General features: G+C 40.3%; 12 protein-coding genes. 5 read left to right on the forward strand and 7 right to left on the reverse strand.

What is annotated here, in order from left to right; all coding sequences use genetic code 11:
- Window positions 1-164 precede the first annotated feature (164 nt).
- From mvk to fni, 4 genes are read left to right on the forward strand one after another with little or no spacing between them, the layout of a single operon-like run.
- Window positions 165-1043 (forward strand): mevalonate kinase, encoded by an 879-nt coding sequence (mvk, locus tag HMPREF1514_RS00750; protein WP_006270628.1) that lies wholly within the window; start codon window positions 165-167, stop codon window positions 1041-1043.
- Window positions 1025-1969, forward strand: a complete 945-nt coding sequence (gene mvaD, locus HMPREF1514_RS00755; protein WP_037596523.1) for a diphosphomevalonate decarboxylase — start codon at window positions 1025-1027, stop codon at window positions 1967-1969. Before mvk ends, mvaD begins: the two co-directional genes overlap by 19 nt.
- Window positions 1962-2960 (forward strand): phosphomevalonate kinase, encoded by a 999-nt coding sequence (locus tag HMPREF1514_RS00760; RefSeq protein ID WP_037596525.1) that lies wholly within the window; start codon window positions 1962-1964, stop codon window positions 2958-2960. Before mvaD ends, HMPREF1514_RS00760 begins: the two co-directional genes overlap by 8 nt.
- Window positions 2957-3973, forward strand: a complete 1017-nt coding sequence (gene fni, locus HMPREF1514_RS00765) for a type 2 isopentenyl-diphosphate Delta-isomerase (RefSeq protein WP_037596528.1) — start codon at window positions 2957-2959, stop codon at window positions 3971-3973. Before HMPREF1514_RS00760 ends, fni begins: the two co-directional genes overlap by 4 nt.
- Window positions 3974-4001: 28 nt before the next feature.
- Here the strand turns inward: fni and HMPREF1514_RS00770 are convergent, their stop codons facing one another.
- The 5 genes from HMPREF1514_RS00770 to pflB all read right to left on the reverse strand — a co-directional run bounded on the left by HMPREF1514_RS00770 (window position 4002) and on the right by pflB (window position 10235).
- Entirely contained in the window at window positions 4002-5282 is a 1281-nt protein-coding gene (locus tag HMPREF1514_RS00770; protein ID WP_037596530.1) for a hydroxymethylglutaryl-CoA reductase, degradative, read from the reverse strand.
- Between the two features lies 1 nt (window position 5283).
- Window positions 5284-6456 carry a hydroxymethylglutaryl-CoA synthase gene (locus tag HMPREF1514_RS00775; protein WP_037596532.1) on the reverse strand — a complete coding sequence of 391 codons (1173 nt, stop codon included), beginning with the start codon at window positions 6454-6456 and terminating at the stop codon, window positions 5284-5286.
- 133 nt (window positions 6457-6589) lie between these two features.
- On the reverse strand, window positions 6590-7030 hold the full coding sequence (locus HMPREF1514_RS00780; RefSeq protein WP_006270632.1) for a threonine/serine exporter family protein: 441 nt from the start codon (window positions 7028-7030) through the stop codon (window positions 6590-6592).
- A gap of 12 nt (window positions 7031-7042) precedes the next feature.
- On the reverse strand, window positions 7043-7819 hold the full coding sequence (locus HMPREF1514_RS00785; RefSeq protein WP_037596535.1) for a threonine/serine exporter family protein: 777 nt from the start codon (window positions 7817-7819) through the stop codon (window positions 7043-7045).
- Between the two features lie 100 nt (window positions 7820-7919).
- On the reverse strand, window positions 7920-10235 hold the full coding sequence (gene pflB, locus HMPREF1514_RS00790; RefSeq protein ID WP_003070939.1) for a formate C-acetyltransferase: 2316 nt from the start codon (window positions 10233-10235) through the stop codon (window positions 7920-7922).
- 235 nt (window positions 10236-10470) lie between these two features.
- Here pflB and dinB point away from each other — a divergent pair, with 235 nt between their 5' ends.
- The gene (gene dinB, locus HMPREF1514_RS00795; protein ID WP_003070937.1) at window positions 10471-11538 is read left to right on the forward strand and encodes a DNA polymerase IV; all 1068 of its coding nucleotides are present in this window, start codon (window positions 10471-10473) and stop codon (window positions 11536-11538) included.
- 281 nt (window positions 11539-11819) lie between these two features.
- Here the strand turns inward: dinB and recD2 are convergent, their stop codons facing one another.
- On the reverse strand, window positions 11820-14174 hold the full coding sequence (recD2, locus tag HMPREF1514_RS00800; RefSeq protein ID WP_037596538.1) for an SF1B family DNA helicase RecD2: 2355 nt from the start codon (window positions 14172-14174) through the stop codon (window positions 11820-11822).
- 228 nt (window positions 14175-14402) lie between these two features.
- A complete protein-coding gene (gene lepB / locus HMPREF1514_RS00805) occupies window positions 14403-15017 on the reverse strand; it encodes a signal peptidase I (protein ID WP_037596541.1) in 615 nt (204 codons plus the stop codon).
- Window positions 15018-15019 lie beyond the last annotated feature (2 nt).

Here is a 15019-nt window from a genome sequence, read left to right on the forward strand (position 1 = left end):
AATGAAGACAGTAAGAGTAAGAGCTGGGTTTCCTGCTCTTTTTCGCTGTTTTAGGAGTTGAAATAAATTAGTTTTTAATATAAAAGGAATTGGAAATTAACAATCGCTTTTTTCTCTGAATTATATTAAAATAATAGATGAAGTATGTGATATAGAGAGAAACTATGACGAAAAAAGTAGGTGTCGGTCGGGCACATAGTAAAATTATTTTGATAGGGGAACATGCTGTTGTATATGGTTACCCTGCGTTAGCCTTGCCTTTAAATAATATCGAAGTGACTTGTCGTATTCTACCGTCAAATCATACGTGGGTTTTATACGAGGAGGATACCCTCTCTATGGCGGTTTTTGCTTCTTTAGAATTTTTAGGGATACAAGAGGCTGATATTCGTTGCGAGATTGAATCAATGGTACCTGAAAAGCGGGGAATGGGTTCTTCTGCAGCAGTGAGCATTGCTGCGATTCGAGCTGTCTTTGACTATTATGAGCAAGATTTAGATAAAGAAACTCTTGAGATTTTAGCGAATCGAGCGGAGATGATTGCCCACATGAATCCGAGTGGATTGGATGCGAAGACTTGCTTGAGCGATCGTGCTATTAAATTTATCAAAAATGTTGGTTTTTCAGAGTTCGAGACGAATCTTGGAGCTTATCTTGTGATAGCAGATACAGGGATTTATGGGCATACACGCGAAGCGATTCAAAAGGTGGAAAGTATTGGAAGAAGGGCTTTGCCACATTTGCATCAGCTTGGTAAATTGACGAATGAAGTTGAAGCAGCGTTGAAAATTAAAGATTTAGAAGCAATTGGTATGGCTATGTCAGAAGCTCATCTAAGCCTAAAAAGTTTAGGTGTTAGTTGCTCAGAAGCAGATAAACTGGTTTCCATAGCGCAAGCAAATGGAGCAGTTGGTGCGAAAATGAGCGGTGGTGGTCTTGGCGGTTGCATCATTGCTCTAGTGGCTAACAAAGAAAAAGCTAGTTGGCTATCCCAGTTATTGAGAGAGAAAGGAGCGGTGCATACATGGATCGAAAGTCTGTAAACGTGCGGTCTTATGCTAATATTGCTATTATCAAATATTGGGGTAAGAAAGATACTGCTAAGATGATTCCTGCGACGAGCAGCATTTCTTTGACCTTGGAAAATATGTACACAGAAACGAGCTTATCAAGTTTGCCGGTCAGTGCCCAGTCAGATGAATTTTACATCAATGGTATTTTGCAAGATCAAATTGAACACAAAAAAATGAGTGAAATCATAGATCGTTTCCGTCCTGCAGGATCTGGGTTTGTGCGAATTGATACAAAAAATAATATGCCGACAGCAGCAGGGTTATCTTCTAGTTCAAGCGGTTTATCTGCCCTCGTTAAGGCATGCAATGAATTTTTTGGACTACACTTGTCCACAAAACAACTGGCGCAAAAAGCAAAATTAGCTTCTGGCTCGTCTTCGCGGAGTTTTTATGGTCCAATTTCGGCTTGGAACAAAGATAGTGGTGAAATTTATCCAGTAAAGACGGATTTGAAATTAGCCATGATTATGTTGGTCTTATATGATCAGAAAAAGCCCATTTCGAGTCGTGAAGGTATGAAACGGTGTGCAGAAACTTCAACAATATTTGATGATTGGGTGAGACAGTCAGAAGAAGATTACAAAGCTATGTTGATTTATCTTTCTAACAATCATTTTTCTAAAATTGGAGAACTAACAGAAAAAAATGCACTTGCCATGCATGCTACCACTCAGACTGCAAGCCCTCCTTTTTCTTATTTGACCGAGAAAAGTTATGAAGCAATGGATTTTGTTAAGCAATTACGAAGTGAGGGAGAGCGCTGCTATTTCACCATGGATGCAGGACCAAATGTAAAAGTTTTGTGTTTAGAAGAAGATTTGGAACATTTAGTACCAATATTTGCTGAAAAATATCATCTCATTGTTTCTAAAACGAAGGAATTACCAGATGACTAAGACAGTAAGAACATGTGGGAAATTATATTTAGCAGGAGAATATTCTGTCTTGACGGCGGGGCAAGGAGCGATTTTGAAACATATTCCTATCTACATGACTGGGAAAATTCATTTTGCTGAACAGTATCGCTTATTTTCAGATATGTTTGACCATGCTGTGGATCTGACACCTGATGATGATTACAGTCTCATTCAAGACACGGTTGCTGTCATGGATGAGTTTTTACAAAGTCAATCTATTTCATTAAGCCCTTTTTCTTTAACCATTACTGGAAAAATGGAACGAGATGGGAAAAAAATCGGTTTGGGGTCTAGTGGTAGCGTAGTGGTTGTGACGATAAGGGCGATAGCATCTTTGTTTGATGTGCCATTATCTGCGGATGAAACCTTTAAGTTGGCAGCCTATGTCCTCCTTAAACGGGGAGATAATGGTTCAATGGGGGATGTAGCTTGTATCGCCTATGAGGACTTGATTTATTACCAATCTTTTAATCGAAAAAAAATAGCAGAGCAGATCAATGAGCTTCCTTTAGAAAAGATAGTGACACAAGATTGGGGATACATTATTCGGACAATCCATCCACAGCTTCCATGTGATTTCCTCGTGGGCTGGACGAGAGAACCAGCTATTTCTAGCGTTCTCATCAATCAAGTCAAAGCAAAAATCTCATCAAGCTTTTTAACACAAACGCAAGAAGAAGTCCTTCGACTGGAGAAAGCGTTGCTTGTTGGTGAGAAAGAAATTGTGAAGCAAAGTCTAGAAAAAGTTAGTTGCCTCCTGCTGCAACTTAGCCCTGCTATTTATAATGAAAAATTGAGAGCTTTAAAAAGATCTAGTCAAGGATTGGACTGTGTGGCAAAGAGCAGCGGCGCTGGCGGTGGTGACTGTGGCATAGCCCTGTCTTTTGATTCCGAAGCCAGTCAAATCTTAGTGGAGCGTTGGCAAGCAGCAGGAATCGAGGTTTTACATAAGGAGAGGTGGGATAGATGAGCCAAAATCGTAAAGATGAACACATAAAGTACGCACTCAAGTACGAGTCGCCTTATAATAGTTTTGATGATATGGAGCTCATTCATTGCTCGCTTCCTAAGTATGATTTGGACGAGATTGATGTAACAACGCATTTTGCAGGTAGAGACTGGGAGTTTCCGTTTTACATCAATGCTATGACAGGTGGAAGCGAGAAGGGGAAAGACATCAATCAACGCTTGGCTCAAGTAGCGGAAGCGTGCGGTATTCTGTTTGTCACAGGATCTTACAGTGCTGCTTTGAATAATCCAGCGGACGATTCTTATACTGTAAACAAAGACAGGCCCAACCTGCTCCTTGCAACGAATATTGGGTTGGATAAGCCGTATGAGTTAGGTCAGCATGCAATCACAGCTCTTCATCCTCTTTTTTTGCAAGTGCACGTCAATCTCATGCAAGAATTGCTCATGCCAGAAGGAGAACGCTCCTTTAAAACTTGGCGAGCACATTTAAAAGACTATGCTGAAAAAAGCACAGTCCCAATCGTACTAAAAGAAGTTGGTTTTGGTATGGACTTAGCGACGATTCAAACGGCTTATGACTTGGGTATCCGAACAGTAGACCTTTCTGGACGTGGCGGAACGAGCTTCGCCTATATTGAAAACAGGCGTGGCGGCAATCGAGATTATCTCAATGATTGGGGGCAGTCTACTCTCCAAGCCTTATTGAATGCTCGGTCGATGATGGATAAAATGGACCTTCTTGTTAGCGGCGGAGTACGTCAGCCGCTTGATATGGTTAAGGCATTTGTTTTAGGCGCTAAAGCTGTTGGGCTTTCGCGCACGATGTTAGAATTAATCGAGAGGTATTCAGTAACCGAAGTCATTTCTATTATCAATAGTTGGAAGGAAGATATACGCTTGATTATGTGTGCACTTGCTTGTCAAAATTTGACGGAGTTAAGGCAAGTACCTTATCTTTTGTATGGACGTTTGCGAGAAGCACAAAATCAAATGAAAAAAGAAACCCGATGAGTTGTTCACTTATCGGATTCTTTTTTGCTTATGATTTTTGACGAAAGTCTTCTAAAATTTCTTGTGCTCTTTTGAGACTAAAATTTTTCTCGGAAATGAGTTGAGAAACCAAAGGAGAGATTTCTGTGTCTTGAGCTCCGGCTAAAAGAGCGAGAGATTTAGCTTGCAGTTTCATGTGACCCTGCTGAATGCCGGTACTGACCAGTGCTTTCAAAGCCGCAAAGTTTTGTGCTAAACCAATAGACGCAATGATACTGGCTAACTCTTTGGCGGTTGGTTGGTTTAGCAAGTCAAAGCTAACTTGCACCGTAGGATTGAGTCCGATGGAACCGCCTTTTGTAGCGATGGGAAGTGGAAGAGTAATCTCTCCGTAGAGTGTTTGAGTAGCTTCCTTGATGGACCAAGTCGTCAATCCTTGATAAGTTCCATTTCTGCTAGCATAGGCATGTGCGCCCGCTTCAATTGCCCGCCAGTCATTTCCTGTTGCCAGTACGACGGCGTCAATCCCATTGAAGATTCCTTTGTTGTGGGTGCTGGCGCGATAAGGATCTTGCTTGGCAAATTGGCTTGCTAACACTATTTTCTTAGCAATATCAAGGGCTTCTGACTTATTTCGGTCGAGAAAACGGATATCAATTTCACAGGTGGCAGTTACTAAGGCTTCCGTCGCATAATTTGATAAAATTGCCATCAAACTTTTACCACCAGATAACTCTTCTAATGGTGTTTTTAATGCTTCTAGCATGGTATTGAGGATATTGGCTCCCATAGCTTCTTGGGTGTCAACTGTTAGGTAGACGATTAGAAATTCAGCTTCACCATTTAGGTATTCCGCATGCAAATGGCGTGCCCCACCTCCACGTTTGACAATTGATGGATGGGCTTGATTTGCCAATTCTAGTAACTTTTGCTTCTTTTCCTGAATGTTGTTTATGGCATTTTTAATATCTGGCACATGATAGAGGGCAACTTGTCCAATCATTTGGCGATTGTGAATGGTTGTTTTGAAGCCTCCAGAACGTTTAATCATTTTTGCTGCAAAGCTGGCAGCCGCAACGACAGAAGGTTCTTCTGTTACAAAAGGAACTTGATAAACTTGTCCGTCTACCATGACATCGGGAACGAAAGCGTAAGGAAGGGCAAAGGTTCCGATGACATTTTCGCTCATTTGATCAGCCGTTGAAAGAGGAAGTGTGTGATTATATTCAAGGTTTGCTTGATTGTTTTCGGTTAGCAAGTGATAATCTTGCAGGAACTTTAATCGTTCTTGTAGCGATTTTTTAGAAAAACCTGTCCAACTTAACTTCATGTTATTTTTCCACCTTGATGTATCTACGTTGGTGCTCAACAATTTCTGCTAAAGCAAAGTCCTGGTTTTCATAGTTTGTAAAGCTAGCAGATCCGTTTTTATCCAGATTTGCTTCTTCAAAAAATAGTTTCTCATAATCTGGAATGCTTAACAGCGTGCGATTGTTGAGTATTTCCAGATGATTGGTTTGCAGTTGCTGCTTAAAGCCTGCTACGAGCTGACCACTAAAGATTTCTGACACAGCCCCGCTCCCATAGCTAAAAAGTGCAATCCGGTCACTTGCTTTAAGAGACGTACTATTTTCAAGCAGAGAAAGTAGACCTAAAAAGAGAGAGCCTGTGTAGATATTCCCAACCTTTTGGCTGTAAAGAATAGATTGCTCGAAATTCGCTTGTAGTTGCTCTTGCTGCTCAATTGGCAAACTCTTATCCATAATCTTTTTCAGCCCTTTTAAGGCTAGTTTGGGATAAGGCAGATGGAAGCAAACTGCTGCAAAATCTTTTAAGGACACTTGGTTGCGTTTTTGATATTCTATCCAAGTCGTTTCTAAACTATCCAAATATTGCTGAGTAGAATATAGACCATTGACAAACGGCGTTGTAGAATAATTTGGTCGCCAAAAGTCCATAATATCTCGCGTCTGAGCAACATTATCTTCATTAAAAATGAGAATCCGTGGGTTATTTGTGATGAGCATAGCCACTGCTCCAGCCCCTTGTGTTGGCTCTCCCGGTGTTTCAATACCGTACTTGGCAATGTCACTTGCAATGACCAATACTTTTGAACTAGGACGCTTTTCGACATGCAGCTTCGCATAATCCAGTGCGGCAGTAGCGCTATAGCAAGCCTCTTTCATTTCAAAGCTGCGTGCGAATGGCTGAATTCTGAGCAGACCATGAACAAAAACAGCGGAAGCCTTGCTTTGGTCAATTCCAGATTCGCTGGCTACGATAACCATGTCAATCTCATTTTTATCTTCTTCTGTCAAAATGGCTGCAGCAGCGCTTGCTCCCATCGTTACAATATCTTCTGTAACAGGAGCGACACTGAATTCCTTTACCAGAAGTCCCTTACTTAATTTTTCTGGCGCAATATTACGTGCCTCTGCTAAATCGACTAACTTTAATACATAATTGGCTGTTGCAAAGCCAATTTTATCAATTCCAATGTTCATCATTACCTCTATATATTTTTCGGTTTGATACCAAACTTATTCTATTCCATTTTATCATAATTAAAGTGGAAACTGAGAAAAAATCCTTCTTGCGAAAAGAAAGACTTGGGACATTTTCAGGAGTTATGTCGAATTATGAGGAGCGATGCTTTTGTAGATAATGGTATAGTCTGAGCACCACTGTGCCACTTGCCATTCCGATCGAAATCACTAAGGCCAGAATTACCACTAGTGTGGCATTTACCATAGCGTGGCTATAATTTCCGGTAACGAAAAAAGCGGTTGTACGATAGGAAAGGTAACCTGGAACCAAAGGAGCCAAAATGGCTAAGATAAAAACGACTGCGGGCGTTTTGTAGAGAATACTCAACACTTGACTAATGCAAGACCCAATAATAGCTGCGATGAACGTAGCAATGATGACATTTGTCGGACCTTTTAGTACATAATATAATAACCAGATAAACATTCCAAGAGCTCCCCCTGGAATGAGCATGCTTTTTTGAACATTTAAAACGATTAAGAACGTTACAATCGCAAGAAAACTTGCTGCAGCTTGTAGTAAGACAATCAATGGATTCACCTTTTATTTCATTAGGACGAGAGCTACGGAAGTGCCTGCTCCTAGCGCTAGGGTAATTAGCAATGTTTCAAAGATTTTGCTCATTCCAGAGTTGAGATGATTGGTCATTAAATCACGTACAGCATTGGTTAGAGCAATACCAGGAACAAAAGGCATGACAGCACCTGCGATGATTAAGTCAGCACTTGAAGGAAAGCCAGAATAGCGTGCCCAGATTTGTGCCAGCAGTCCAAAAACAAAAGCACCGGCAAAAGCTGTGACAAAGGGAATACGCACATATTTATTAACCAAAAGAGAAAAAGAAAAGCCAAAGAAGGTCGCAAGAGCAGCTCCGAGTGCATCATAGAGATTGCCACCAAACATGATGGAGAAAAAAGGGGCACTAATGGTCGCAGCAAGTGTTAGTTGCCTGTTTGTATATGGAGGTTTTTTCTTTTTTAGCTGAATCAGTTTCTTAAAAGCTTCTTCAAGACTGATCTTCCCACCAACTAGCTCACGTGACACTTGATTGACATCACATACTTTTTCAATATTATAGTTTGAATGAGTAATGCGTTTCATACGCGAAATATTGGTGTTTTCAATTGAAAAGAAAATGGCAACTGGCATTGCGAGTGCATTACAATCCATAATTCCTTGAGAATGAGCAATCCGAATCATGGTATCTTCAACCCGATAAATTTCAGAACCACTTTGAAGCAGAAGCGTACCTGCTAACATCAGGACATCAACAGTTAGATTAAATTTGTCTTCCCTTTCTACATCTCTTTTCTTCACCATTTTTACACCCTTTTCTTTTAACTAACAATATCTCTATTATAGCATAAAAAAGAAGAAAACCAGCTGGAATTTCCAACTGGTTTTTGAGAATAGAATTGAATTAGCTAAGGGCATCATCCATTGAGAGAACTTCGTGGAAGACACGTTGAGTCAATTCAGTTTTTTGTTCTTTAGTAAGGTATTTGGTATTGACACAGTAACCTGAGATACGAACGATAACATCTTCACCATTCATAATCTTGTCATAGACATCTTTAAGATCCATAACGTTCAAGTTGACGTGTTGTCCTCCATTTTCAAAGTAACCGTCAAGAATTGTGACCAAGTTATCCACTTGTTCTTCACGAGTTTTACCAAGAGCACGAGGTGAAACTTGTGTAGTGAGAGAGATACCATCTGCTGCATAGCCAAAGTCAAGGCTGGCTAGTGAGTTGAGGTTTTGCAACCAACCACCACGAGCTTTGTTAGATGGGTTCGCACCTGGTGAGAAAAATTCCAATTTAGATAAGTTCACTGAACCATCTTCGTTGAGGTATACCCCTTTGTGGACCGGTGAGTTACCAGTTTGTTTAGAGTAAGCAACGTTAGACGTGATTGTAAGAAGTGATACAGTAGCTTCTGCGTTCTTGTAGAGTTTGTGGCTGCGCAGACGAGTAGTGTAAGCTTCAATCAACCATTCAGCCAATTCGTTTGAGCGAGGATCGTCTTCGCCCCAACGTGGGTATTCGCCAGTAGTTTCGTAGTCGTAGATATAACCATTTTCGTCACGGATTGGTTTGACCGTCGCATACTTAATAGCTGACAATGTATCAACTGTATTGGCAAATCCACAGATACCAAATCCCATATTAGCACGTTGATGGGTTGGCAAGAAAGCCATTTGAACAGCTTCGTAGTTGTACTTATCTGTCATGTAGTGAATGATATTCAATGCATCTACGTAAGTATCTGTCAACCAATCGAGCGATTTTTCAAAGTTTGCCTTAACAGTATCAAAGTCAAGGACTTCATCACGAATAGGTTCGATGTCAAATACCTTGTAATCTTTGTGAACATCATCGTAACCACCGTTAAGACCTGTAAGAAGAGCTTTTAACACGTTTACACGAGCACCGAAGTATTGGATGTTATGGCGTTGTTCTTCATTTTCTGGGTCAAGCGGAGACACACAGCATGAAATACAACTCATTTCACCATAGCCATCTTTCGCCATTGTTGTTACACCTTCGTATTGGATAGAAGAGTGCTTGTGGCTCATGTGCATGCAGTAATGACGGAATGCATATGGTAATTTATCTGTCCAAAGAACTGTTAAGTTTGGCTCTGGTGAGTTACCGATATTGTCAAGTGTATTCAAGAAACGGTAGTCCATTTTTGTCACACGGTGACGACCATCATTTCCCATACCTGCCATAGACGTTGTGATGAAGGTTGGGTCACCTGAGTAGAGTTGATCGTATGCTTTTGTACGAGCAAATTTTACAGTACGAAGTTTCAAGACGAAGTCATCAACAAATTCTTGGATTTCTGATTCTGTGAAAGTACCACGAGCAAGGTCGCGTTCTGCATAAATATCAAGAACGATTGGCACACGTCCAAGAGAAGTAGCAGCACCATTTACGACACGGCAGACAGCCATGAAAGCGATATTCACCCATTGAATAGCTTCTTTTACATTCATAGCAGGTCTGCGAACATCAAGACCATAAAGGTCACCTAGCCGAACAACTTCTTTCAATGATTGGTATTGAAGGTTGATTTCTTCGCGGAGACGGATTGTTTCTTCGTCAATTTCAGTTAAAGCATTCCAATCTTCAACTTTTTCTGCCATCAAGTAATCTGCACCGTAAAGAGCAAGACGTGCGTAAACACCAATGATACGTCCGCGTGAGTAAGCATCTGGCAAACCTGTAACAGTATGCGCATGGCGTGCACGGCGGATATTTGTTGTGTAAGCACGGAAAATACCGTCATTTACAGTTGTTACATATTTTGTAAAAATTTCATGCATTTTAGGATCTGGTTCATAGCCATGTTCCTTCAAAGCAGTTTCCGCCATACGGATACCACCTTTTGGCATGAAATTCAACTTAAACAATTCATCATTTTGGATACCATAAATCAATTCATTATCTTTGTCAATATATCCAGCTGGGATGTCAGCGATTGAAGTGGCGCGTGTATCCATTGGGAAACGCGTTTCTTCATAGTGTGCTTTTGTATCTTCAATGATTTTTTTAATGTGAAGAGAACGTTCAGTTGGTCCAGCTAAGAAACTTTCATCTCCATCATAAGGAGTGTAGTTTGCTTGTACAAAACGAGATACACTGGCTTTTTCTCGCCAATCTTCACCCTTGAAGCCTTCCCAGGCTTTGTCAAAAATATCTTGTGCTTCGACAACAGTTTTAACAACCATGTTTTTTCCTCTTGTATCTTTCTAGCAACAGAGAACTGTTACATTTATAAAGTAAGTATATCATATAGTAATCGTTTCCACAAATAGAATCTGGTTATAAAAGCACTTTCTTTTATAATACAGTTTTAAAAACAAGAAATAATTGTATTATATATTTGAAAAAGCACAAGCTATTTTCAAATATTATATAAAAATTGTATAATGAAAGAACAGAAGCAAGAAAGGAGTTGTGTTGATGTTAATCTTTCCTCTAATCAATGATACGTCTCGGAAAATTATTCACATTGATATGGATGCCTTTTTTGCCGCTATAGAAGAAAGAGATAATCCAGCACTAAAAGGTAAGCCAGTCATCATTGGAGCTGATCCCCGTTTGACAGGTGGACGAGGCGTTGTCTCGACTTGTAATTATGAAGCGCGAAAGTTCGGCGTGCATTCAGCAATGAGTTCCAAAGAAGCGTACGAACGTTGTCCGCAAGCGATTTTCATTTCGGGAAATTATGAGAAATATCAGGCGGTTAGCCAGCAAATTCGAGAAATTTTCAGGCGATATACAGATGTGATTGAGCCCATTAGTATTGATGAAGCCTATCTAGATGTGACCAAAAATAAGCTGAGAATGAAATCTGCTGTCAAGATAGCCAAGTTAATCCAGCACGAGATATGGACAGAGCTTCATTTGACCAGTTCTGCTGGTGTTTCCTATAACAAATTTTTGGCAAAAATGGCTAGTGACTATGAAAAGCCTCACGGGCTGACCGTGGTTTTGCCGGGAGAAGCAGAATCTTTTCTGTCTCAAATGGATGTTGCCAAATTTTACGGTGTTGGGAAAAAGACAGTAGCAAAGCTGCATGATATGGGTGTTTATACGGGGGAAGATTTGTTGAAAATTTCTGAGATGACCTTGATTGATTTGTTTGGGCGGTTTGGTTTTGACCTTTATCGCAAGGCAAGAGGCATCAGCAATTCACCAGTGAAAGTCAATCGTATTCGTAAGTCTATTGGTAAGGAAAGGACTTACGGAAAATTACTATATGACGAAGACGACATAAAAAAGGAATTGACACTTTTATCGCAAAAGGTTGCTCGTAGTTTAAAAAAACATGAAAAGTCTGGAAAGACGATTGTCCTGAAGATTCGTTATGCAGATTTTTCGACGTTGACAAAGAGGCAAAGTTTAGTGACCAGGACGCAAGATGCAGAGCAGATTGAGCGCATTGCACATGAGATTTATGATAGCTTAGATGAGCAAGCAAGAGGTGTACGCCTTTTGGGTGTGACAGTAACTGGATTTGGAATGTAAAATGAGGCTGAAACGAAAGTCTTCAGCCTCAAAAGATATGATGCAATAAATCAAGAGTGTAGTAGCTAATGGCTCAAAGTGATGCTTTGGGGTTGAAGTTAGGATTTGCGAAGTAAGTCCTTCTTCATTCACTTTTTTAGATCGGAAGAGGATTTTTGATGAACGCTTCGTTTTTGTCATTCACCAACTCAACAGTTTTCGGGTTGGTGAGCAATTCTGTGGGGGTGAGGTTAGGAATTAAAAATTTTCAAGTTTTAGTTCTGCCTCGCTCCTATTTTATATCATTCTCCAAAAATGTTCTGAATATCTTCATCCGTTATTCCAATCATGGGATTGATTTTCAAGAAATTTTCCTCAGTCAAGACATAGTTTTCCACAGTTGTTTCCAAATTATCCACAGAAGTGTGTATAACTTTTTCTACATTGAGAAAGTCTTCAAAGCGCTCTTTCAGATAGGTTTTACGTGTTGTCCCAGTATTTTGGACAGCAAAAGCAAAGGCAGACTTTTCCCCAAGAAGAATCAATTTGCTCTTGGCGCGGGTGATAGCAGTATAGATAAGATTGCGTTGCAGCATGCGGTGGCTGCTGGACGTAATCGGTAAAATGACGACTGGAAATTCACTGCCCTGAGATTTGTGGATACTCATAGCGTATGCCAGACGAATCTTGTACCATTCACTGCGTTGATAAACAATCTCATTGCCGTCGAAATTGATAGTCAGTTCGTCCTGCTTAGAGTCCGTATATTTTGCTGGTAGCAAATCGGTGATATAGCCTAAATCACCATTAAACACATTGCTTTCAGCATCGTTGACCAGATGAATAACCCGATCGTCTTGTCGATATTGACCATCAGTTGCTTCAAAGACGAGTTGTTTTTTTTCGGCAGGATTAATCAGATCTTGCATGAGTTTATTGATGTGGTCAATGCCGGCTTGTCCACGGTACATAGGAGCAAGCACCTGCACATCTTGAGCTGGAATACCGCTACGGATAGCGACTTCTACAATACGTTCAATCATCTGCGGAATATGTTCACTACGCGCTTCAAAATAAGAACGATCTGCTTTTTTTTCAGTAAAGTCGGGCGGTAAAACACCTTTTTGAATCTGACTAGCTAAGGTAACAATCGTGGAATCTTCGCCCTGCCGATAAATTTTTTCTAATTTGGTCTGTGGAAGGAGGGGAATTTTCAGCAAATCTGCTAACACTTGTCCAGGACTGACAGAGGGTAGCTGGTCGGCATCTCCGACAATGAGTAGCTTGCTATTGGAAGAGATATTGCTGAGTAGTTGATTGGCTAACCAAGTATCTACCATTGAAAATTCGTCCACAATAATAAAATCTGCGTCCAAATAATCGTCTAAATGACTGGTGTCATCGTCTCCTGTCATGCCTAAATGTCGATGAATCGTCGCGCTTGGCAGTCCTGTTAATTCATTCATGCGTCTAGCAGCGCGCCCAGTTGGAGCGGCTAAAAGGATAGGTAAATCTTGAGATTTGTGTAAATCCAGACCATGTAGCAGAGCGTAGACAGCAATAATTCCATTGATAACGGTCGTTTTTCCAGTTCCAGGACCACCTGTTAAGATGAAAATTTTATGCTGGATAGCATGACAAATGGCTTGCTTCTGGATAGCATCATAGGAAATAGCAAATTCTTCCTCAATGTGAGTAAGAGCAGCTTCGATTTTTTCCGGTTCATATTTATTTTGATTTTCCTTCTCCAGAATGCGTAAGAGATTGTTGCAGATTCCTTCTTCAGCAAAAAAGAGACTGTTTTCAAAAATCTTCGTATCGACATTTTGGACTTTATCTTCTTCAATCAAATGAGCTAGCTCATCTGCAACGGAATTTGGATCTAGTTCGATCTGTCGGGAGCTTTCCAGAAGTTCAATCGTATGTTCCAGAAGCTCTTTTGCTTCAAGATAGGTGTCGCCTTTTTCCATGGACTGGGTTAGAAGTGTGTGGAGTAATCCTGCACGGAAGCGCTCTGGAGCAGTACTTTCAATTCCTAAGCTTTGCGCCAGTTGGTCGGCAATTTTAAATCCTATTCCTTGAATATCTTCCACTAACTGATAAGGATAGTGTTCGACAATTTCGAGAGTCTCTTCTTTGTAAAAATCTTGAATCTGAAAGGCAAGTTTATTTGAAATGCCGTATTCAGATAGCTTTGCAAGGACTCGCTCGGTACCGTAGTTCTGTCTTAGTTTCATAATAAAGGCTTCGCGATTTTTAGCAGAAAGGCCTACAATATCATGTAATTTTTCGGGTTCGGCCAAGACCTTATCAATCGTGTTATCGCCGTAGAGATCCACGATTTTTTGTGCTGTTTTTACACCGATTCCTTTAAAATGGTCGCTTGAAAAATATTTGACCAAGCCTTTGCTGGTTGGTTTAGCACGCTCATAGCGTATTAGTTTGAGCTGTTCACCATATTTAGGGTGTTGCACGAGATTTCCCCAGAAAGTATAGTCTTCCCCCTCTATAATATCTGCCATAGTGCCGGTGACAATAATCTCAAAATCATCAAAATCCGCATCGGTGTCGTCAATATTTAGCAACAGAATCCGAAAAAAACTGCTGGGATTTTCAAAGATAATACGTTCGATGGTACCTGAAAAGTAAAATTCCATAATTTTCCTGTTTAATACTAAAAGAATGGGAATGGGACAAAAGTCAGTATTTCGTAAGAAGTTACTTTTGTCGTCCCGCCTTCACATAAGCAACTAGCTTATCCACCTTTCTTGCTTGACAAGGAGCTAGAATGATTAACCAACCGTTATGATTTGTCATCAAAAAGATATGGTAAAAGCCTGGAAACGGATGTTCCAGACTCAAATAATCAAAGCAAAATTCCTTGACTAGAAAGTGCCAATTCTATTCAAAGGCCAGAAGCGGAATTTTGCTTCACCTTGAAGTTGACTAGCTTTAAACGTTCCTACCTGACGGCTATCTTTTGAAACGAGACGATCATCTCCTAGAAGCAGGTATTCACCTTTTGGAACTTCAATGGTGAAGTTTGTGTTGCCATTGGCATCTTGCGTAAAGGACTTGGCTTTATCTGCTAAAGATTGGAAATAACTATTATAAGAATAGGTTGACTGCAATTTATCTTCTTTGAATCTTGCTATATAGTTTTTAAGGTAGGGTTCATTAGTCTTTTTACCATTTATATAAAGTTGGTCATTTTCATAACGGATAGTGTCTCCGGGAAGACCGATAACACGCTTGACAATTTGCTTGGTTTTTCCATCTTCGTCTTTTTCGCTTGCAACGACAATATCAAAGCGATTCACAGGGAGGTGTTTGACCACAAATAAATATTCTCCGTTAGCTAAAGTCGGATCCATTGAATGACCATCTACCTTGACAGGAACCCAAAAAAAGGCGCGTGATAAGAATAGGATCGTCATAAAGAGGATAAAAAATCCCCATTCTTTCATAAATTTTGAAAAAGTAGTTGATTTTGCTTGCATAA

The sequence above is a fragment of the Streptococcus sp. AS20 genome, from assembly GCF_000524255.1.
Taxonomy (GTDB): Bacteria; Bacillota; Bacilli; order Lactobacillales; family Streptococcaceae; genus Streptococcus; species Streptococcus constellatus.

What these genes read in the sequence shown, in the direction of transcription:
- mvk (WP_006270628.1), top strand. Translation starts at nt 165, where the DNA reads ATGACGAAAAAAGTAGGTGTCGGTCGGGCACATAGTAAAATTATTTTG.
- mvaD (WP_037596523.1), top strand. Translation starts at nt 1,025, where the DNA reads ATGGATCGAAAGTCTGTAAACGTGCGGTCTTATGCTAATATTGCTATT.
- HMPREF1514_RS00760 (WP_037596525.1), top strand. Translation starts at nt 1,962, where the DNA reads ATGACTAAGACAGTAAGAACATGTGGGAAATTATATTTAGCAGGAGAA.
- fni (WP_037596528.1), top strand. Translation starts at nt 2,957, where the DNA reads ATGAGCCAAAATCGTAAAGATGAACACATAAAGTACGCACTCAAGTAC.
- HMPREF1514_RS00770 (WP_037596530.1), bottom strand. Translation starts at nt 5,282, where the DNA reads ATGAAGTTAAGTTGGACAGGTTTTTCTAAAAAATCGCTACAAGAACGA.
- HMPREF1514_RS00775 (WP_037596532.1), bottom strand. Translation starts at nt 6,456, where the DNA reads ATGAACATTGGAATTGATAAAATTGGCTTTGCAACAGCCAATTATGTA.
- HMPREF1514_RS00785 (WP_037596535.1), bottom strand. Translation starts at nt 7,819, where the DNA reads ATGGTGAAGAAAAGAGATGTAGAAAGGGAAGACAAATTTAATCTAACT.
- pflB (WP_003070939.1), bottom strand. Translation starts at nt 10,235, where the DNA reads ATGGTTGTTAAAACTGTTGTCGAAGCACAAGATATTTTTGACAAAGCC.
- dinB (WP_003070937.1), top strand. Translation starts at nt 10,471, where the DNA reads ATGTTAATCTTTCCTCTAATCAATGATACGTCTCGGAAAATTATTCAC.
- recD2 (WP_037596538.1), bottom strand. Translation starts at nt 14,174, where the DNA reads ATGGAATTTTACTTTTCAGGTACCATCGAACGTATTATCTTTGAAAAT.
- lepB (WP_037596541.1), bottom strand. Translation starts at nt 15,017, where the DNA reads ATGCAAGCAAAATCAACTACTTTTTCAAAATTTATGAAAGAATGGGGA.